The following is a 19,496-nucleotide window of genomic DNA, read 5'->3' on the forward strand; positions in this document are numbered from 1 at the left end:
TTGCCTGCGTAAAAGGTAAACTTCGCCCCCTGCGCAGGAGCAACCATGAATTATCGTCACGCCTTTCACGCCGGCAACCACGCCGATGTCTTCAAACACCTGACCCTGACCCGCCTCATCGCCTTGATGTCGCGCAAGGAACAGCCGTTTGCCTATCTCGACACCCACGCCGGCATTGGTCTGTACGACCTGCAGGGCGACCAGGCGAACCGCACCGGTGAGTACCTGGAGGGCATCGCCCGCCTGTGGGGCCAGACCGACCTGCCGCCGCTGACCGCCGACTACATGCGCGTGCTGCACGAGATGAACCCGGATGGCGAGTTGCGCTACTACCCGGGTTCGCCGGAGCTGGCGCGACGCCTGACTCGCCCTCAGGACCGCGTGTTGCTCAACGAGAAGCACCCGGAAGACGGCCTGCTGCTCAAGGACAACATGAAGGGCGACCGTCGGGTGAAAGTGCACCTTGGCGAAGGCTGGCACGTGCCCCGCGCATTGCTGCCGGTGCCGGAAAAGCGCGCACTGATGCTGATTGACCCGCCATTCGAAAAGCTCGACGAGATGCAGCGCTGCGCCGCGTCCCTCAAGGAAGCCGTGAGCCGGATGCGCCAGACAGTGGCCGCGATCTGGTACCCGGTGAAGGACCAGCGCATGTTGCGCCGCTTCTACCAGGACTTGGCCGGTACCGGTGCGCCGAAGTTGCTGCGGGTGGAATTGCTGGTGCATCCGCTGGATACGCCGAACACCCTGACCGGCTCGGGCCTGGCGATTGCCAATCCGCCGTGGGGTTTGGAGGAAGAGTTGCGCGAGCTGCTGCCGTGGTTGTCCAAGCAGCTTGGGCAAACCCAGGGTGGCTGGCAGATGGATTGGCTTATCGCCGAGTAACTGATCGTTCCCACGCTCTGCGTGGGAATGCATCCTGTGACGCTCTGCGTCACGAACTTCAGAGCGGACGCGGAGCGTCCAGAGCGGCATTCCCACGCAGAGCGTGGGAACGATCTTGTGCAATCAGATCGGGCAGGTCACGCCGGTGCCGCCAATCCCGCAATAGCCCTGCGGATTCTTCGCCAGGTACTGCTGGTGATACGCCTCGGCGAAGTACACCGTGGGTGCTTCTTCGATTTCAGTTGTGATGGTGCCCAGGCCGGCCTTGGTCAGTTCAGTCTGATAAGCCTGTGCACTGGCTTTCGCCGCCTCCAGGTGCTCCGGCTTGACCGCATAGATCACCGACCGGTACTGGCTGCCGATGTCATTGCCCTGGCGCATGCCCTGGGTTGGGTTGTGCAGTTCCCAGAACATCTTCAGCAGTTCTTCGTAGCTGATCTTGTCCTGGTCGAACACCACCAGCACCACTTCGCTGTGGCCGGTCAGGCCCGAGCAGACTTCTTCATAAGTCGGGTTCGGCGTGTAGCCGCCGGCATAACCCACCACGGTGCTGACGATGCCTTCGCGCTGCCAGAAGCGGCGCTCTGCGCCCCAGAAGCAACCCAGGCCGAAGATCGCAAACTCTACGTTGTCGACAAACGGGCCGAGCAGTGGGTTGCCGTTGACGAAGTGAGTCTCGGGCAGGGACATCGGGGTTTCACGGCCAGGTAAAGCTTGTTCTTGAGTAGGAAGCACGTTTTTGTTCACCAGAATTTCCGAGCGCAAGACCATATCAGTCCTCTCAGTCAGATTGAGTTACAAGTAAGCATTCAGACTGCCAGTTTGCCCGAGTGTTACCGCGCTGTCAGGCGATTGGCCCGCGAGGGTAGCGTTTAAGCTTCTCGATCAGCTCGGACCCCGGGATTGGCCGGTCGAACAGGTAGCCCTGGCCGACGTCGCAACGGTGACGGCGCAGGAACGCCAGCTGTTCGGCGGTCTCGATGCCTTCGGCCACCACCTTGAGCTTCAGGTTGTGAGCCATGGCGATCACCGCCGAGGTGATTTCCATGTCGTCCTGGTTGTCCGGGATTTCATGAATAAAGCTGCGATCAATCTTGATGATGTCGATCGGGAATTTTTTCAGGTAGCTGAGCGACGAGTAACCGGTGCCGAAGTCATCCATGGCCAGGGTCAGGCCAAAACTCTTCAGTTGGTCGAGTTGCAGGCGGGTGTCCTCGGTGGCTTCCAGCAGCAGGCCTTCGGTCAGCTCCAGTTCCAACAGGTTGGCTGGCAGCTGTTCTTCCTTGAGGATCGTGGCAATCGAGGCCACCAGGTCCGGGTCGGAAAACTGCTTGGGCGACAGGTTGATTGCCACTTGCAGTTTGCCCAGGCCCGCAGCGGTCAGTTGTCGGCTCATGCGGCAGGCCTGGCGGGCGATCCATTTGCCGATGGGGATGATCAGCCCGGTCTCTTCAGCCACGCTGATGAATTGGTCGGGGCGGATCATGCCCTTTTCCGGATGGTTCCAGCGCAACAGTGCTTCCATTCCCAGCAGGCGGCCGCTGCGCAGGCACAGCTTGGGCTGATAGAACACGTCCAGTTCGTTCTGGGTCAGGGCTCGCCGCAGGTTGTTTTCCACGAACAGCTTGTAGCTGGCCTCGGCGTTCAGCGCCTCGGTAAATACCTGGACCTGGTGTTTGCCGTTGGCCTTTGCCTTGTGCAGCGCCAGGCCCGCGTTGCGCATCAGGGTCTGCGGGTCGCGGCCATGCAGCGGCGCGCAGGCAAGGCCCACGGAGCCGGTGACGCTGATCAGCTGGTTGTCGACGAACATCGGCTTGTCGAGGGTGGCCAGCAATTGGCTGGCGACCTGCTGGCCGGTTTCAAGGTCGGTATCGTCCAGTAGCACGGCAAATTCGTTACTGGCAAACCGCGCCAGGCTACCGCTGGCCGTCAGGCTGTTGCGCAGGCGCCGGGCCAGGCTGATCAGCAGCTTGTCGCCGGTCTGGTGGCCGAGGCTGTCGTTGATCCGCTTGAAGTTGTCGATGTCCACCAGCAGCAGGCTGATGGGGCTGTCGCTGTCCCGGGCAAAGCGTTCGTCCAGGTTGCGGATGAACGCCGGGCGGTTGCCCAGGTTGGTCAGGTTATCGGTGTAGGCCAGGCGCTCGATGCGCTGCTGGGCCAGCTTGGTCTGGGTGATGTCTTCGTAGATGCCGATGTAATGCGTCAGCTCACGGTTGTCGCCATAGACCTTGGAGATCGACAACTGGCCCCAGTAGGGTTCGAGGTTTTTGCGCCGGCTCTTGAACTCGCCTTGCCAACTGTTGCTCTTGGCCAGGCTCGACGGCGCGTCGAACAGCAGCTCGCTGAGGTTCTCCAGCGCCGGCAGTTCCGACAGCTGGTGGCCGTGGACTTCATCGGTGCTGTACTGGGTGATCGCGGTAAAGCTGGGGTTGACGTATTCCACCACGCCGTCGCAATTGACCAACAGGAACGCATTGGCGCTTTGCTCCACGGCCCGCTGGAACAAGTGCAGGGCGCTGGTGGCGGTGCGGCGGTTGTGGTTGTTGATCACCTGGGCGAACTGGTCGGCCAGCTCGCCGGCAAAGGCGATCTCGTCGGACTGCCAGACGCGGGTGCTGCCACTTTGCTCCAGGCACAACACCCCGACCACGTTGCCATCGACCCGGATGCTGGCGTCGAGCATCGCGTGGATGTCCCGCGGGCGCAGGCTCTCGACCATTTCCCGGGTGCGTGGGTCGCGCAGGGCGTTGTTGGCATCGATGGCGCGGCTGGTTTGCAGGGCTTCCAGGTAATCCGGGAAGCCGCTGGCATCGATAGGCTCTGGCAGGTGGTGCTGCTGATCGGCGCGGTGATAGGCGGAAATCGGCACCAGGTGCTGGTTTTCGAGGTTCCAGATACTGGCGCAGTCGATCTGATAGATATCGCAGGCACTGCGGGTGATCAGCTCGGCGGCTTCTTGCAGGGAGTTGTTGGTGCTGTAGCGCTGACGGGCCAGCAACAGAATCAGTTCCTGCTGGGCGCGCACCCGCTCAAGGTGTTGCAGTTGTTCCTGCTGGGCGCGCTGGTTGAGTTCCAGGGCGATCTGCAAGCGGCTGTTCTGGCTTTCGAGATCCACGGCAGGGGCCAGCGAAATATCACTGAAAAGGCCATCGACCACCATCAGGTAGCCACGCAGCAGGTGGCGATTGTGCTGTTTGTAGGCCTCACCCAGCTCCAGCAGGCTTAACGGGCCGTCATTGGTGTGCAGCGTGTAGCGCACCAGGTAGTGTGGGCTGATGGTCAGCTGTTGCTGGATCGCATCATGCAACTGGTAGCGTGCCTGGGGCTCCATCAGGCTGGCGTAGGGCGAGCCGATCAGGGCGCACAGTTCAACGGCGGACAGGCCGAATTGGCGTTCGCAATTGGGGTCGAGGTACAGCAGGGCCCAGCTTGCCTCATTAAGCCGCTCGAAACGCAGCATACCGAGGCGCGAAGGCACCGGTAATTGCGTCACTACCTCGGCCGCCGTACGGGCGACATCGGGTTGGCTTTTCATGGGGGAACTCGCTTGGAAAAATGCGCTTCGCGCCGGGCTCACGCCCTCTTTACTGTTGCCTGCGGCAAGGTTGCATCATGCGGCACGGGCTGACAAGAGAGGATGAAGGCTAAGTGCTATAAGTGGGTTATCGGCCAGCGAACGGTTTTCTACAACCGGGGTGACCGATGGCTTTTTCAACGCCAGATACGACCCCAACTGTAGGAGCGAGCTTGCTCGCGAAAAACGTCCAGGCACCGCGTTCATTCAGGGTGCCAGCGTTAATGTTAAGGATTTTCGCGAGCAAGCTCGCTCCTACAGAGGAACAGGAAAAGCAGGCAAAAAAAGCCCCGCCAATTGGCGGGGTTGAGGTACGAGCGTGGCGCTCGGAAATCGGTGAAGCCAGGTCTCCTGCGTGTGCAGGAGACCTGTTGAGGCTTAAAGCAGAATGGTGCGGATGTCGTTCAGCAACTGGCTCAGGCGCTGGGTGAAGCGTGCGGCAGCCGCGCCGTTGATCACACGGTGATCGTAGGACAGCGACAGTGGCAGCATCAGCTTCGGCTGGAACGCTTTACCGTCCCACACAGGCTGGATAGTGGCCTTGGAAACACCCAGGATCGCCACTTCCGGCGCGTTGACGATTGGCGTGAAGCCAGTACCGCCAATGTGGCCGAGGCTGGAGATGGTGAAGCACGCGCCCTGCATGTCGTCCGGGGTGAGCTTCTTGTCACGGGCCTTGGCAGCCAGTGCAGCAGCCTCAGCGGCAAGCTGCAGCAGGCTCTTCTGGTCGACGTTCTTGATGACCGGTACCAGCAGGCCATCCGGAGTGTCGACGGCAAAGCCGATGTGCACGTACTTCTTGCGAATGATCGCCTTGCCGCTTGGCGCCAGCGAACTGTTGAAGTCCGGCAGTTCCTTGAGCAGGTGCGCGCACGCCTTGAGCAGCAGAGGCAGCACGGTCAGCTTCACGCCGGCCTTCTCGGCCACGGCTTTCTGCGCAACGCGGAAAGCTTCCAGGTCGGTGATGTCGGCTTGGTCGAACTGGGTCACGTGCGGAATGTTCAGCCAGCTGGCGTGCAGGCCGGCCGCGCCGATTTGCATCAGGCGGGTCATCGGCACTTCTTCGATTTCGCCGAAGCGGCTGAAGTCGACAGTGCGGATCGGCGGAATGCCCGAGCCACCGGTAGCAGCGCCGGCAGCCGGAGCTTCCTTGGCCTTCTGCATCATGGATTTGACGTAAACCTGCACGTCTTCCTTCAGCACGCGACCGTGAGGACCGCTGGCGGTTACCGCGCTCAGCTCGACGCCGAATTCACGGGCCAGTTGGCGCACGGCAGGGCCGGCATGAACCTTGGCACCGCTTGGCGCAGGTGCAGCCGCCGGAGCCGGTGCGGCCTCGGCTTTTGCAGCAGGCGCAGGCGCAGGCGCGGCAGCAGCAGGTGCGGCTTCAGCCTTGGCGGCCGGAGCGGCGGCGGCTGGAGCGGGTGCGGCAGCAGGAGCCGAAGCGCCTGCTACTTTCAGCTTGAGGATGAAGTCACCAGTGCCGACTTCGTCTTCCAGCTTCACGGCGATGCTTTCCACCACGCCGGCAGCCGGCGAAGGGATTTCCATGGAGGCCTTGTCGGACTCCAGGGTGATCAGCGACTGGTCAGCTTCGACGGTGTCGCCGACCTTGACCAGCAGCTCGATGATCTTGGCCTTGCCCGACGAACCGATGTCCGGAACATGAATGTCCTGGACTGTTTCGGCGGCAGGTGCAGCCGCCGGAGCCGCAGGGGCCTCGGCAGCAGCGGCAGGCTTCTCGGCGGCAGGAGCCGGGGCAGCAGCAGGAGCGGCCGCCGCAGGGGCCGCATCAGCGGCACCTTCGATTTCCAGCTCAAGCAGTTCGTCGCCTTCTTTCAGGCGATCGCCCAGCTTCACTTTCAGGCTTTTGACCACGCCGGCTTTGGGAGCAGGGATTTCCATGCTCGCCTTGTCCGATTCCAGGGTCAGGATGCTCTGGTCGGCTTCGACGGTGTCGCCGACCTTCACAAACAGTTCAATTACTTCACCTTCACCGCTGCCGATGTCAGGTACGCGAATGAGTTCGCTCACAGAAAGTCTCCTCAGCAGTCCAGTGGGTTGCGTTTTTCCGGGTTGATCCCGAACTTGACGATAGCGTCTGCTACCACCTTGGGTTCGATTTCACCACGGTCAGCCAAGGCTTCCAGGGCTGCCAACACCACGAAGTGACGGTCGACTTCGAAGAAGTGACGCAGCTTTTTACGGCTGTCACTACGGCCGAAACCGTCGGTGCCCAGGACTTTGAATTCCTTGGACGGTACCCACTGACGAATTTGTTCAGCAAACAGTTTCATGTAGTCGGTAGAGGCGATAACCGGACCTTTACGGCCAGCCAGGCACTCTTCGACGTAGGTCAGCGCAGGCTTCTGGCCTGGGTGCAGACGGTTGCTGCGCTCTACGGCCAGGCCGTCGCGACGCAGTTCGTTGAAGCTGGTAACGCTCCATACGTCAGCACCGACGTTGAACTCTTCACGCAGGATTTTTGCAGCTTCACGCACTTCGCGCAGGATGGTGCCGGAGCCCATCAGTTGCACGTGGTGAGCGGCTTCCTTGGTGTCTTCTTCGAGCAGGTACATGCCCTTGATGATGCCTTCCTCGACACCGGCCGGCATGGCTGGCTGCTGGTAGGACTCGTTCATCACGGTGATGTAGTAGAAAACGTCCTGCTGCTCTTCGGTCATCTTCTTCATGCCGTCCTGGATGATCACCGCCAGCTCATAGCCGTAGGTTGGATCAAAGGTGCGGCAGTTCGGGATGGTGCCCGCCAGGATGTGGCTGTGGCCGTCTTCGTGTTGCAGGCCTTCGCCGTTCAGCGTGGTCCGGCCGGCAGTACCGCCGATCAGGAAGCCACGGGTACGGCTGTCGCCTGCTGCCCAAGCCAGGTCGCCAATACGCTGGAAACCGAACATCGAGTAGAAGATGTAGAACGGCAGCATCGGCTGGTTGTGGCTGGAGTACGACGTACCGGCAGCGATGAAGGAGCTCATGGCGCCCGCTTCGTTGATGCCTTCTTCGAGGATCTGGCCCTTCTTGTCTTCCTTGTAGAACATCACCTGGTCTTTATCGACTGGCTCGTAGAGCTGGCCGACGGAGGAGTAGATGCCCAACTGACGGAACATGCCTTCCATACCGAAGGTACGGGCTTCGTCCGGGATGATCGGCACGATACGCGAGCCGATTTCCTTGTCCTTGACCAGCTGCGCGAGGATCCGCACGAAGGCCATGGTGGTGGAGATTTCACGGTCGCCCGAGCCGTCCAGGATAGCCTTGAGGGTATCCAGTGGCGGAGTCGGGATGTTGAAGCTCTTGGCGCGGCGCTGTGGCACGAAACCGCCCAGTGCAGTGCGACGCTCGCTGAGGTAGCGGGCTTCGGCGCTGTTTGGCTCCGGCTTGAAGAACGGCAGGTTCTCCAGCTCTTCGTCCTTGACCGGGATGTCGAAGCGGTCGCGGAACAACTTCAGGCTGTCGACATCGACTTTCTTGGTGTTGTGCGCAGTGTTTTTCGCTTCGCCGGCACCGGTGCCATAACCCTTGATGGTCTTGGCCAGGATGACGGTCGGTTGTTCTTTGTGGTTGACCGCTTCGTGGTACGCCGCGTAGACCTTGTACGGGTCGTGGCCGCCACGGTTGAGTTTCCAGATTTCGTCGTCGGACAGATCAGCAACCATCGCCTTGAGTTCTGGCGTGTTGAAGAAGTGTTCACGTACGAACGCGCCGTCTTTGGCTTTGTAGTTCTGGTACTCGCCGTCGATGACTTCGTCCATGCGGCGTTGCAGGATGCCGTCGACGTCTTTGGCCAGCAGTGGGTCCCAGAAACGGCCCCAGATGACTTTGGTCACGTTCCAGTGAGCACCACGGAACACGCCTTCGAGTTCCTGGATGATCTTGCCGTTGCCGCGAACCGGGCCGTCGAGGCGCTGCAGGTTGCAGTTGATGACGAAGATCAGGTTGTCCAGCTTCTCGCGGCCGGCCAGGGAGATGGCGCCCAGGGATTCCGGCTCGTCACACTCGCCGTCGCCCAGGAAGCACCAGACTTTCTGCTTGCCTTCAGGGATGAAGCCACGGGCTTCCAGGTACTTCATGAAGCGTGCCTGGTAGATCGCCTGGATCGGGCCCAAGCCCATGGATACCGTCGGGAACTGCCAGAAATCAGGCATCAGCCAAGGGTGCGGATAGGACGAGAGGCCCTGGCCGTCGACTTCCTGGCGGAAGTTGTTCATTTGTTCTTCGGTGATGCGGCCTTCCATGAACGCACGGGCGTAGACGCCTGGCGAGGTGTGGCCCTGGAAGTAGATCAGGTCGCCGCCGTGTTCTTCGGTCGGGGCCTGGAAGAAGTAGTTGAAGCCGATGTCATACAGGGTTGCGCTGGAAGCGAAGCTGGAGATGTGACCGCCCAGGTCAGAATCTTTCAAGTTCGTGCGCATTACCATCGCCATGGCGTTCCAGCGTACCAACGAGCGAATGCGGCGTTCCATGAACAGGTCGCCAGGCATGCGTGCTTCGTGGGTTACCGGGATGGTGTTGCGGTACGGCGTGGTGATGGCGTAGGGCAGTTGCGAGCCGCTGCGGGTCGCGAGTTCGCCCATACGGGTCATCAGGTAGTGAGCACGGTCTTCGCCTTCTTTGTCGAGAACCGATTCCAGGGCGTCCAGCCATTCCTGGGTTTCGACGGGATCGAGGTCTTGCATGGCTTGCTCCAGGGCGGAAAGGCTACCAGAATCGGTTGCCTGAAGTTTGCGACTGGCCTTGTGGGCAGACGACATAAATTCTTGGATGGCCGAAGGTTGCTTCGGCGTCCTGTAGTTTTACTACAAATCGTCGGCCATTTCAGCCTTTCGAATGTATATACGAGTAGTAAAACTACACAAGACTGAGCGGATTGCTCGGTCTAGCTGGCGAGCATAATCGTTATTGTTGATCTTTTGCGAACAAGAAAGGGTAGAGATTTGATGTTGACTGCCAAAAAAGAAAAATTTTCAGCTATTTCTAACCTTTGTTCGACAGTCCTTCACCGAGCGTGGTTCTTGCGTTCACAGCTACAAGCCCTTTACGCGCCGATCAAGGATAGACCATGAGCCTTCCAATGCAGGCCGAACTACCGGCCATCCTGCTTCCATTTGCCAAGCGGGCCGAGCAGTCATTTCGTGACGCCGTGGCCGGATTGGACGGCGATAATGGCCTTTCTGAGTGGACGCCGCAACGTTGGGCTGACTTCGCCCGTGTGTGCGCCGCCAGTGATTTTGTCATTGAACAGAGTGTTCGTGACCCTTTGATGTTGCTCGAACTGGTGGCCTGGGGCGAGCTGGACCGCGGCTTTGCCCCCGGCGAGCTGTGCGGGCAGATTGCCGTTGCGGTGCAGCAAGCCGAGACAGAAGACGAACTGGGCCGGGTTCTGCGCCGCCAGCGCACCCGCCAGCAAGTGCGGATCATCTGGCGCGACCTGACCCGACAGGCGGACCTGGTGCAAACCTGCCGTGATCTATCGGACATGGCCGACGCCAGCATCGACCAGGCGTATCAGTGGTTGTACCAGCGCCACTGCACATTGTTCGGCACGCCCACCGGCCGTCGCAGTGGCGAACCGCAGCACATGGTCATCCTCGGCATGGGCAAGCTCGGCGCCGTGGAGTTGAACCTGTCGTCCGATATCGACCTGATCTTTGCCTACCCCGAAGGCGGCGACACGGTCGGCGTGAAGCGCTCGCTGGACAACCAGGAGTTCTTCATCCGCCTTGGTCAAAAACTGATCAAGGCCCTGGACCCGATGACCGTCGACGGCTTTGTGTTCCGCGTCGACATGCGCCTGCGGCCCTACGGCTCAGCCGGGGCGCTGGTGCTCAGCTTCAATGCGCTGGAGCAGTACTACCAGGACCAGGGCCGCGATTGGGAACGCTACGCCATGATCAAGGCGCGGGTGGTGGCCGGTGACCAAGTGGCCGGCGCGCAACTGCTCGACATGCTGCGACCGTTTGTCTACCGGCGTTACCTGGACTTCTCTGCCATCGAAGCGCTGCGCACCATGAAGCAGTTGATCCAGCAGGAAGTGCGGCGCAAGGGCATGGCCGAGAACATCAAGCTGGGCTCGGGCGGCATCCGTGAAGTCGAATTTATCGCCCAGGCGTTCCAGCTGATCCACGGGGGCCGCGACCTGAGCCTGCAACAACGCCCGCTGTTAAAAGTGCTGGGCACCCTGGAAGGCCAGGGTTACCTGCCACCGGCGGTGATTGCCGAGCTGCGCGATGGCTATGAATTCCTGCGCTATACCGAGCACGCGATCCAGGCGATTGCCGATCGCCAGACGCAAATGCTCCCGGACGGCACCGAAGACCAGGCGCGGATTGCTTTCATGATGGGCTTCCCGGACTGGACCGCGTTCCATGAGCGCCTGATGTACTGGCGTGGGCGAGTTGACTGGCATTTCCGCCAGGTGATTGCCGACCCGGATGAAGAAGAGGGCGAAGAGAGCGAGTTCGTGGTGGGCGGCGAGTGGTTGCCGTTGTGGGAGGAGTCCCAGGACGAAGAAGCGGCTTGCCGACAGTTGCAGGAAGGTGGTTTTGCCGACGCGCCCAAGGCCTTGAAAGCCTTGGCCGGCCTGCGCAGCAGTCCACAGTTGCGTGCCATGCAGCGATTGGGTCGCGAGCGCCTGGATGCGTTTATCCCACGTCTGCTGGCCCAGGCTGTCGAGCACGCCAACCCGGATCTGGTCTTGGAACGCGTCCTGCCCTTGGTCGAAGCCGTCGCCCGGCGTTCCGCTTATCTGGTGCTGCTGACGGAAAACCCCGACGCCCTGCGTCGCCTCCTGACCCTGTGCGCCGCCAGCCCGTGGATTGCCGAACAGATCACCCGGTTCCCGTTGCTGCTGGACGAATTGCTCAACGAAGGCCGCCTGTTCAAGCCGCCGCTGGCGCCGGAACTGGCCGCCGAATTGCGCGAGCGCCTGACGCGTATTCCCGAAGACGACCTTGAACAGCAGATGGAAGCCCTGCGTCACTTCAAACTGGCCCACCGCCTGCGGGTGGCCGCTTCGGAAATCGCCGGCAGCCTGCCGCTGATGAAAGTCAGCGACTACCTGACCTGGCTCGCCGAAGCCATCCTCGAGCAAGTGCTGGCCTTGGCCTGGCGCCAGACCGTCGCCCGTCACGGCTCGCCGCAACGGGTGGACGGCACCTTGTGCGATCCTGGCTTCATCATTGTCGGTTATGGGAAAGTCGGCGGCATTGAATTGGGGCATGGTTCGGACCTGGACCTGGTGTTTATCCATGACGGTGATCCCCAAGCCGAAACCGACGGCGCCAAGCCGATTGACGGCGCGCAGTTCTTTACCCGGCTGGGCCAGCGGATCATTCACCTGCTGACCACCCAGACCAACTCCGGGCAGTTGTATGAGGTGGACATGCGCCTGCGGCCTTCGGGCGCATCCGGTTTGCTGGTGAGTTCCCTGGGCGCCTTTGCGCGCTATCAGGAAAACGAAGCCTGGACCTGGGAGCACCAGGCGCTGGTACGTGCGCGGGTGCTGGTGGGCAGTCAGGATGTCGGTCGTGCTTTCGAGCAGGTTCGGGCGCAAGTGCTGGGCCGCGCGCAGGACCTGGACAAGCTGCGCCAGGAGGTCAGCGAGATGCGCGCCAAGATGCGCGACAACCTCGGCACCAAGTCCACAGCGGCGGGAACGGCGGCGAATGCCTTCGAACCCACGGTGGCGTTCGACCTCAAGCAGGACGCCGGAGGTATCGTCGATATTGAATTTATGGTGCAATACGCGGCTTTGGCGTGGTCTGCGCAACATCCAACGTTGCTGCGCTACACCGACAATATCCGCATTCTGGAAGGGCTGGAGCAGGTCGGGCTGATGCCCGCCGCCGATGCCCATTTGCTGCGCGAGGTGTATAAAGCCTACCGTTCCGCCGCTCACCGCCAGGCCTTGCAGAACGAGGCCGGCACAGTTGCCGGGGACCAGTTCGCTGACGAACGGCGCCAGGTGCAGCGAATCTGGCATGAACTGGGGTTAAGCTGAACATTATATAAGGCGGGGAGGCATGAGCCTCCCCGTATCGTTTGTGGAAACTACATGAATATTCTGATCGTTGGGCCCAGTTGGGTCGGTGACATGGTGATGGCACAGACACTGTTCCAGTGCCTGAAACAACGCCATCCCGACTGCCAAATCGACGTGCTCGCCCCCGAGTGGAGCCGGCCGATTCTTGAGCGTATGCCCGAGGTGCGTCAGGCTTTGAGCTTCCCGCTCGGCCACGGCGCGCTGGAGCTGGCGACCCGTCGACGTATCGGCAAGTCCCTGGCCGGCCAGTACGATCAGGCGATCCTGTTGCCCAACTCAATGAAGTCGGCACTGGTGCCGTTCTTCGCCGGTATTCCCAAGCGCACCGGCTGGCGTGGCGAGTTTCGCTATGGCCTGCTCAACGACGTTCGCAAGCTCGACAAGGCCCGTTACCCGTTGATGATCGAGCGCTTCATGGCCCTGGCCTACGCGCCGGGTGCCGAGTTGCCGACGCCTTATCCGCGCCCGAGCCTGCAAATCGACCCGGTCACCCGCGATGCGGCCCTGGCGAAGTTCGGCCTGGAGCTGGACCGTCCGGTGCTGGCGCTTTGCCCTGGCGCCGAGTTTGGCGAGTCCAAGCGCTGGCCGTCGGAGCATTACGCCAAGGTCGCGGAGATGAAGATTCGCGAGGGCTGGCAAGTCTGGCTGTTCGGCTCGAAAAACGATCATTCGGTGGGCGAGGATATTCGCCAGCGCCTGATCCCGGGCCTGCGGGAAGAAGCCGTCAACCTCAGCGGCGACACGTCCCTGGCCGAGGCCATCGACTTGCTGTCCTGCGCCGACTCGGTGGTGTCCAACGACTCCGGCCTGATGCACGTGGCCGCGGCGCTGAATCGCCCGCTGGTGGCGGTGTACGGCTCGACCTCTCCCGGGTTTACCCCGCCGTTGGCCGACAAGGTCGAAGTGGTGCGCCTGGGCCTGGATTGCAGCCCGTGTTTCGACCGCACCTGCCGCTTCGGCCACTACAACTGCCTGCGCCAATTGTTGCCGCAACCTGTCAGCGACGCGTTGCAGCGGTTGCAGGGCGACGTGGTCGAGGTTCACTGAGTTGCGGGTTCTGGTAATCAAGACCTCATCCCTGGGCGACGTGATTCATGCCTTGCCGGCGTTGACCGACGCGGCGCGGGCGATCCCGGGCATTCGTTTTGACTGGGTGGTGGAAGAAGGCTTCGCCGAGATTCCCACCTGGCACCCAGCGGTGGACAAGGTGATCCCGGTGGCGATCCGCCGCTGGCGCAAGAACCTCTGGCAGACCTTCAAGAGTGGCGAATGGCGGCGCTTCAAAAAGAGCGTGCAGTCGACCAAATACGACTTGGTGATCGATGCCCAGGGCCTGCTGAAAAGTGCCTGGCTGACCCGCTACGTACGCGCCCCGGTGGCCGGTTTCGACAAGCAGTCGGCTCGCGAACCGTTGGCGGCGCACTTCTATTCCCGCCGTTTGGCCGTGGCCCGTGGGCAGCATGCGGTGGAGCGTTTGCGCCAGCTGTTTGCCGTCGCACTGGGCTACGACCTTCCCAAGGGCTTGGGCGACTACGGCCTCAGCGTCGACAAGCTGCTGGGCCTGCCGCCGAAAAAACCGTTTGTATTGCTGCTGCACGGCACCACCTGGGACACCAAGCACTGGCCGGAAGCCTACTGGCGCGACCTGGCCGAACGCATGGACCGCTTCGGCGTGGACGTGAAGTTGCCGTGGGGCAATGCCGCCGAAAAGGCCCGGGCTGAACGCTTGGCCAGCGACCTGAAGAACGCTGAAGTGCTGCCCAAGCTGAACCTGGCGGGCGTGGCGCGAGTGCTGGCGAGTGCCAAGGCGTGTGTCGCAGTCGACACCGGCCTTGGTCACCTGGCGGCCGCGCTGGATGTACCGACGATTTCCCTGTTCGGCCCTACCAATCCCGGCCTGACCGGCGCCTACGGCAAGGCGCAGGTCCACCTGGCCAGCGATTTCCCGTGTGCGCCGTGCCTGCAAAAGAAATGCACTTATCAACCGACTGCCGAAGACCAGCGCCGGTTTGATCTCAAGCGCGAGTGGCCCCTGTGCTTCACTCGCCTGAACCCTGAGCGTGTCGCAACGCGATTAAGCACGTTGTTATTGGCTGAGGAACACTGATGCAACTGGCTTTTGTCCTCTACAAGTATTTCCCCTTTGGTGGCCTGCAGCGCGACTTCATGCGCATTGCCCTCGAGTGCCAGCAGCGCGGCCACAAGATCCGCGTCTACACCCTGATCTGGGAAGGTGACGTGCCGCCGGGCTTCGAAGTGCTGGTGGCGCCGGTCAAGGCGTTGGTCAACCATCGGCGCAATGAAAAGCTCTACGCCTGGATCCAGGCCGACCTGGCCAAGCGCCCGGTGGACCGCGTGGTGGGCTTCAACAAGATGCCGGGATTGGACCTGTACTTCGCCGCCGACGGTGTGTTCGAAGACAAGGCACAGACCCTGCGCAACCCGATGTACCGCTGGTTTGGCCGATACAAGCACTTTGCCGAATACGAGCGCGCGGTGTTCGACAAGCACGCCAAGACGCAGATCATGGTGCTGTCCGAGCATCAGCAGCAGCTGTTCACCCAGTATTACGGGACCCAGGCCGAGCGTTTTCACTTGTTGCCGCCGGGTATCGCCCGCGACCGCCGCGCGCCGCCCAACGCTGCCGAGATCCGCGCTGAGTTTCGTCGCGAATTCGGCCTGGCCGAAGATGATTTGCTGCTGGTGCAGATCGGCTCGGGCTTCAAGACCAAGGGCGTCGATCGCAGCCTCAAAGCCGTGGCCGCGCTGCCGTCGAACCTGAAGAAACGCACCCGGCTATTTGTAATCGGCCAGGACGACCCCAAAGTATTCCAATTGCAGAGTGCTGCGCTGGGCCTGGGCGACCAGGTGCAGTTCTTCAAGGGGCGCAGCGATATCCCGCGTTTTCTGCTGGGCGCGGACTTGTTGATTCACCCCGCGTACAACGAGGCGGCCGGCATGGTGCTGATCGAAGCGGTGGTCGCCGGCCTCCCGGTACTGGTGAGCAAGGTCTGCGGTTACGCGTTTTACATCGACAAGGCCCAGAATGGCCGGGTGTTGGACGAGCCGTTCGAGCAGGCCCAGCTCAACCAGTACCTGGTGGATATGCTCGACGATCCACAAGCGCGCGCGGCCTGGAGCCGCAATGGTCTGGCCTTCGCTGAGACGGCCGACCTCTATAGCATGCCGCAGTACGCTGCGGACCTGATTCTGGCGGAGCCAAACCGATGAAGTTGATTCTTGCCGAACCGTTCAAGACCCTGTGGGCCGGACGCGATGCGTTCGCCGAAGTCGAGAAGCTGGACGGCCAGGTGTACCGTGAACTGGATGCCCGCCGTACCTTGCGTACGGAGGTGGATGGCCACGGCTTTTTCGTGAAGATCCACCGGGGGATCGGCTGGGCCGAAATCCTCAAGAACCTGATCACCGCCAAGTTGCCGGTGTTGGGCGCGGGCCAGGAATGGCTGGCGATCCAGCGCTTGCAGGAAGTGGGCGTGCCGACCATGACCGCCGTTGCGTACGGCGAAAAGGGCAGCAACCCGGCGGACCAGCACTCGTTCATCGTCACCGAAGAGCTGGCGCCGACCGTCAGCCTCGAAGACCTGAGCATGGACTGGGTCAAGCAGCCGCCGGTGCCTGTGATCAAGCATGCGCTGATCGCCGAAGTGGCGCGCATGACCGGCATGATGCACCGCGCCGGGGTCAACCACCGCGACTGCTACATCTGCCATTTCCTGCTGCACACCGACAAACCGCTGGTAGCCGATGACTTCAAGTTGTCGGTGATCGACCTGCATCGCGCCCAGGTGCGCTCGAAGATTCCGTTGCGCTGGCGCAACAAGGACCTGGCCGCGCTGTACTTCTCGGCCTTGGACATTGGCCTGACCCGCCGCGACAAACTGCGCTTCCTAAAGGGTTACTTCCAGCAGCCACTGCGCCAGATTCTCGCTGAAGAAGCCGCGTTGCTGGGCTGGCTGGAACGCAAGGCGGCCAAGCTCTACGACCGCAAGCAACGCTACGGGGATGCGCTCTGATGGCGGGTTGGAACCTGGAACCCGCTTACGCCGCCCTGGCGGATGACTTTGGTAGCCTGGAAGCCGTATTCGCCCTGCAAGGCGAGCGGCTGACCCGTGATCCACTGTCCGAAGTGATTCGCGTGGAGCGCGGCGGGGTCAACTATTACGTCAAGCGCTACGTCGGCGCGGGCAAGGGGTTGCGCCGCTACCTGGGCAAGCCACGGGTCAAGTCTGAATGGCAGAACCTCAAGCGCTTCGCCAAGTGGGGCATTCCCACCGCCGACGTGATCGCCTGGGGCCTGGAACGCAAAGGCCTGGCTTATCACCGTGGGGCGATGATCACGCGCGAGCTGCCCAAGACCGAAGATTTGTCGGCATTGGCCGAGCGCAATGACCCGCAACTGTCCGACCCGGTGTGGGTCAACAAGATCAGTCGCCAGCTCGCTGAATACACGCGGACCATGCACGACAACCGGTTTACCCACAACGATTTGAAGTGGCGCAACTTGTTGGTGGACGACCAGCAAACCCTGTACCTGATCGATTGCCCCAACGGCGATTTCTGGCGCGGGTTCTGGCTCAAATACCGTATCACCAAGGACCTGGCCTGCCTGGACAAGGTCGCCAAGTATCACTTGTCGGCCACCCAGCGCCTGCGCTTCTACATGCAATACCGTCAGCGCAAGCACCTGAGCGCGGCGGACAAACAGCGAATTCGCCACGTGGTGAAGTTTTTCGAGGGGCGAGAATGAGTGATTTCCTGGCGGCCGAAGATCGAGCATTGCTTGAGCGCCACGGCCTCGGCACTTTCGACGCGCTGTGGGCCAAGCAACTGGACGCGGTGGACGAGCCCAATACCAGTCGTGGCGGCTGGAGCAGCGTGTTTCGCCTCGAACTTGAAGGCCAGGGCTACTACCTCAAGCGCCAGAGCAACTACCTGACGCGCACCTTGCATCGCCCGTTTGGCGAGCCGAGCTTTGCTCGCGAATTTCGTAATATCAGCCGCTATCGGCAATTGGGTATTCCGGCATTGCAGGCGGCGTTTTTCGGTGAGCGCAAAGTGGCCGGAGAGCATCGGGCGATGTTGCTGACCCGGGCGCTGGATGGTTGGAATGACCTGGATTCATTGCTGGAGCAATGGTCTGAGTTGAGCGACGTGCAGCAGCGGGCAATCCTGCTGGCCTGCGGTCGGCTTGCTCGTCAGTTGCACAGCGTGGGCCAGGTGCATGGCTGTTTTTATCCCAAGCATATTTTCCTGCAGGCCACCGGCGACGGGTATGCGGCACAGTTGATCGACCTGGAGAAAACCCGCCCGCTGCTGTTCGGGTGGCGTGACCGGGTCAAGGATCTGGAGCCGCTGCTGCGCCGTGCGCCGCAATGGTCGGACGATCAGGTGCGCCAGCTGTTGGCGGCGTATCTGGATCAGCCGCAGGACAGCGCGTTGGTCGCTACCTGGCACCAGCGCCTGGCGGCCCGCCGCAGTCACAAGGAGAACCGCTGATGCGTTTGTCCGAACTGAAAAATGCCGGCCGTACACCCAGCTTGCCCTTGAGCATCGAGTTGGCGGACGCTGCCGGGCCTGGGCAGTTGCAATTGCTCAGTTTGCTGCGGGTATTGCCGGGCCAGCGCTATGTCGGCGCAGCCGTGTGGCGCGGGCGCCCGGTGCTGGCCAAACTTTTGGTAGGCAGCAAGGCGGCGCGGCATTTTCAGCGTGAACTCAGGGGCGTGCGATTGTTGGCCGAACAAGGCCTGACCACACCGCTGTTGCTGGCCGATGGTCTGCAAGAGGGTGAGGGTGGTTGGCTGCTGTTCGAGTTTCTGGAAGGCGCCGATAGCCTGGCTGATGCGTGGCAGGCTGTTGAACACTTGCCGCCGCTGGCTGACGAACAGCAAGCGGTGCTCGCCGAGGCGCTGGGTGCGATTGCGCAGATGCACGCCAAGGGCCTGTGGCAGGAAGACCTGCACCTGGACAACCTGCTGCGCCAGGACGGCAAACTGTATTTGATCGATGGCGCCGGGATCTGCGTTGAAGAGGCGGGTAAGCCGCTGTCGCGTAACCGGGTGCTGGAAAACCTTGGGGTGTTTTTCGCGCAGTTGCCGAAAAACCTCGAGCCGTTTACCGAAGAGTTGCTGGTGTATTACCTGCTGAGCAATGGCGAACACGCGTTGCCGCTCGAAGCGTTGCAGAAGCAGGTACGCAAGGTCAGCGTCTGGCGCTTGAAGGATTTCCTGAGCAAGGTTGGCCGGGAGTGCACGCTGTTCAGCGTAGTGCGCGGGCCGTTCGCCTTGCGCGCGACTCGTCGTGAGGAAGAAGCGGCCATGCTGCCGGTGCTGGAGCAGGCTGACGCGCTGCTGGATCAGGGCCACCTGTATAAAACCGGTGGGGCGGCCAGTGTCGCCAAGGTCGAGGTGGGTGGTCGGCCGCTGGTGATCAAGCGCTACAACATCAAGGGGTTTGCCCATTGGCTCAAGCGCTTCTGGCGCCCGAGCCGGGCCTGGCATTCGTGGCGCGAAGGCAATCGCCTGGCCTTCCTCGGCATCGCCACGCCCAAGCCCCTGGCGTTGCTGGAAAAGCGCTTCCTGTGGCTGCGCGGCCGGGCTTACCTGGTGACCGAATACTTGCCAGGGCCGGACATCATCGAGCGGTTTGCGCCATACGTTGAAAGTGGCGAGGCGCCCGAGGCCGAATTACAGGCCCTGGATTACTTGTTTGCAGAGCTGATTCGCGAGCGCATCAGCCATGGGGATTTCAAGGGGCATAACCTGTTCTGGCATGAGGATCGCTGGGCACTGATCGACCTGGATTCGATGTGTCAGCACACATCCTTGAGCAGCTTCGCTCCGGCATATGCCAGGGATCGGGCAAGGTTTATGCGTAACTGGCCTGAGAGCAGTGCGTTGTATCGGGTGATTGATCAGCGGTTGCCAAAAAGCAGTGGGTTAGGGGTTTAGGGCCGCTGCGCGGCCC

Annotated in this window: 13 protein-coding genes; 9 read left to right on the plus strand and 4 right to left on the minus strand. The window is 61.6% G+C overall.

Translation table 11 applies throughout. The annotated features are described in order from the left end of the window. Positions 1-45 precede the first annotated feature (45 nt). Complete coding sequence (locus tag ACUN0G_RS01400) at positions 46-882, plus strand: 23S rRNA (adenine(2030)-N(6))-methyltransferase RlmJ (protein ID WP_093202466.1); 837 nt, start codon at positions 46-48, stop codon at positions 880-882. Positions 883-1,005: 123 nt separating this feature from the next. On the opposite strand, the gene msrA is transcribed toward ACUN0G_RS01400, so the two are convergent. The 4 genes from msrA to aceE form a co-directional block, all read right to left on the minus strand. Continuing rightward, positions 1,006-1,653: a peptide-methionine (S)-S-oxide reductase MsrA gene (gene msrA, locus ACUN0G_RS01405; RefSeq protein ID WP_017478291.1), complete on the minus strand. Its 648-nt coding sequence runs from the start codon at positions 1,651-1,653 to the stop codon at positions 1,006-1,008. Positions 1,654-1,726: 73 nt separating this feature from the next. Further along, positions 1,727-4,417, minus strand: a complete 2,691-nt coding sequence (locus ACUN0G_RS01410) for a putative bifunctional diguanylate cyclase/phosphodiesterase (RefSeq protein WP_258343368.1) — start codon at positions 4,415-4,417, stop codon at positions 1,727-1,729. 417 nt (positions 4,418-4,834) lie between these two features. Next, on the minus strand, positions 4,835-6,490 hold the full coding sequence (gene aceF, locus ACUN0G_RS01415; RefSeq protein WP_445572543.1) for a dihydrolipoyllysine-residue acetyltransferase: 1,656 nt from the start codon (positions 6,488-6,490) through the stop codon (positions 4,835-4,837). Positions 6,491-6,501: 11 nt separating this feature from the next. After that, positions 6,502-9,147, minus strand: coding sequence for a pyruvate dehydrogenase (acetyl-transferring), homodimeric type (gene aceE, locus ACUN0G_RS01420; RefSeq protein WP_258343371.1), 2,646 nt, complete (start codon positions 9,145-9,147; stop codon positions 6,502-6,504). A gap of 383 nt (positions 9,148-9,530) precedes the next feature. Between aceE and glnE the strand changes: the two genes are divergently transcribed. Genes glnE through ACUN0G_RS01460 form a run of 8 tightly spaced genes read left to right on the plus strand, consistent with a single transcriptional unit; the run spans position 9,531 to position 19,480 of the window. Further along, positions 9,531-12,470 carry a bifunctional [glutamate--ammonia ligase]-adenylyl-L-tyrosine phosphorylase/[glutamate--ammonia-ligase] adenylyltransferase gene (gene glnE, locus ACUN0G_RS01425; protein ID WP_445572544.1) on the plus strand — a complete coding sequence of 980 codons (2,940 nt, stop codon included), beginning with the start codon at positions 9,531-9,533 and terminating at the stop codon, positions 12,468-12,470. Between the two features lie 54 nt (positions 12,471-12,524). Beyond that, complete coding sequence (waaF, locus tag ACUN0G_RS01430; protein ID WP_258343375.1) at positions 12,525-13,559, plus strand: lipopolysaccharide heptosyltransferase II; 1,035 nt, start codon at positions 12,525-12,527, stop codon at positions 13,557-13,559. 1 nt (position 13,560) lies between these two features. Then, a complete protein-coding gene (waaC, locus tag ACUN0G_RS01435; RefSeq protein WP_445572545.1) occupies positions 13,561-14,619 on the plus strand; it encodes a lipopolysaccharide heptosyltransferase I in 1,059 nt (352 codons plus the stop codon). After that, positions 14,619-15,743 carry a glycosyltransferase family 4 protein gene (locus tag ACUN0G_RS01440; protein WP_063033426.1) on the plus strand — a complete coding sequence of 375 codons (1,125 nt, stop codon included), beginning with the start codon at positions 14,619-14,621 and terminating at the stop codon, positions 15,741-15,743. Before waaC ends, ACUN0G_RS01440 begins: the two co-directional genes overlap by 1 nt. Continuing rightward, positions 15,740-16,546 (plus strand): lipopolysaccharide core heptose(I) kinase RfaP, encoded by an 807-nt coding sequence (gene rfaP, locus ACUN0G_RS01445; RefSeq protein WP_076015502.1) that lies wholly within the window; start codon positions 15,740-15,742, stop codon positions 16,544-16,546. Before ACUN0G_RS01440 ends, rfaP begins: the two co-directional genes overlap by 4 nt. Beyond that, entirely contained in the window at positions 16,546-17,280 is a 735-nt protein-coding gene (locus ACUN0G_RS01450) for a lipopolysaccharide kinase InaA family protein (RefSeq protein WP_258343379.1), read from the plus strand. Before rfaP ends, ACUN0G_RS01450 begins: the two co-directional genes overlap by 1 nt. Beyond that, positions 17,277-18,029, plus strand: coding sequence for a lipopolysaccharide kinase InaA family protein (locus ACUN0G_RS01455; RefSeq protein ID WP_445572546.1), 753 nt, complete (start codon positions 17,277-17,279; stop codon positions 18,027-18,029). Before ACUN0G_RS01450 ends, ACUN0G_RS01455 begins: the two co-directional genes overlap by 4 nt. After that, a complete protein-coding gene (locus ACUN0G_RS01460) occupies positions 18,029-19,480 on the plus strand; it encodes a lipopolysaccharide kinase InaA family protein (RefSeq protein WP_445572547.1) in 1,452 nt (483 codons plus the stop codon). Before ACUN0G_RS01455 ends, ACUN0G_RS01460 begins: the two co-directional genes overlap by 1 nt. Positions 19,481-19,496: the final 16 nt, after the last annotated feature.

The sequence above is a fragment of the Pseudomonas sp. 32A genome, from assembly GCF_052682255.1.

What these genes read in the sequence shown, in the direction of transcription:
- ACUN0G_RS01460 (WP_445572547.1), top strand. Translation starts at nt 18,029, where the DNA reads ATGCGTTTGTCCGAACTGAAAAATGCCGGCCGTACACCCAGCTTGCCC.
- ACUN0G_RS01440 (WP_063033426.1), top strand. Translation starts at nt 14,619, where the DNA reads ATGCAACTGGCTTTTGTCCTCTACAAGTATTTCCCCTTTGGTGGCCTG.
- ACUN0G_RS01455 (WP_445572546.1), top strand. Translation starts at nt 17,277, where the DNA reads ATGAGTGATTTCCTGGCGGCCGAAGATCGAGCATTGCTTGAGCGCCAC.
- aceE (WP_258343371.1), bottom strand. Translation starts at nt 9,147, where the DNA reads ATGCAAGACCTCGATCCCGTCGAAACCCAGGAATGGCTGGACGCCCTG.
- waaF (WP_258343375.1), top strand. Translation starts at nt 12,525, where the DNA reads ATGAATATTCTGATCGTTGGGCCCAGTTGGGTCGGTGACATGGTGATG.
- ACUN0G_RS01400 (WP_093202466.1), top strand. Translation starts at nt 46, where the DNA reads ATGAATTATCGTCACGCCTTTCACGCCGGCAACCACGCCGATGTCTTC.
- rfaP (WP_076015502.1), top strand. Translation starts at nt 15,740, where the DNA reads ATGAAGTTGATTCTTGCCGAACCGTTCAAGACCCTGTGGGCCGGACGC.
- msrA (WP_017478291.1), bottom strand. Translation starts at nt 1,653, where the DNA reads ATGGTCTTGCGCTCGGAAATTCTGGTGAACAAAAACGTGCTTCCTACT.
- ACUN0G_RS01450 (WP_258343379.1), top strand. Translation starts at nt 16,546, where the DNA reads ATGGCGGGTTGGAACCTGGAACCCGCTTACGCCGCCCTGGCGGATGAC.
- ACUN0G_RS01410 (WP_258343368.1), bottom strand. Translation starts at nt 4,417, where the DNA reads ATGAAAAGCCAACCCGATGTCGCCCGTACGGCGGCCGAGGTAGTGACG.
- glnE (WP_445572544.1), top strand. Translation starts at nt 9,531, where the DNA reads ATGAGCCTTCCAATGCAGGCCGAACTACCGGCCATCCTGCTTCCATTT.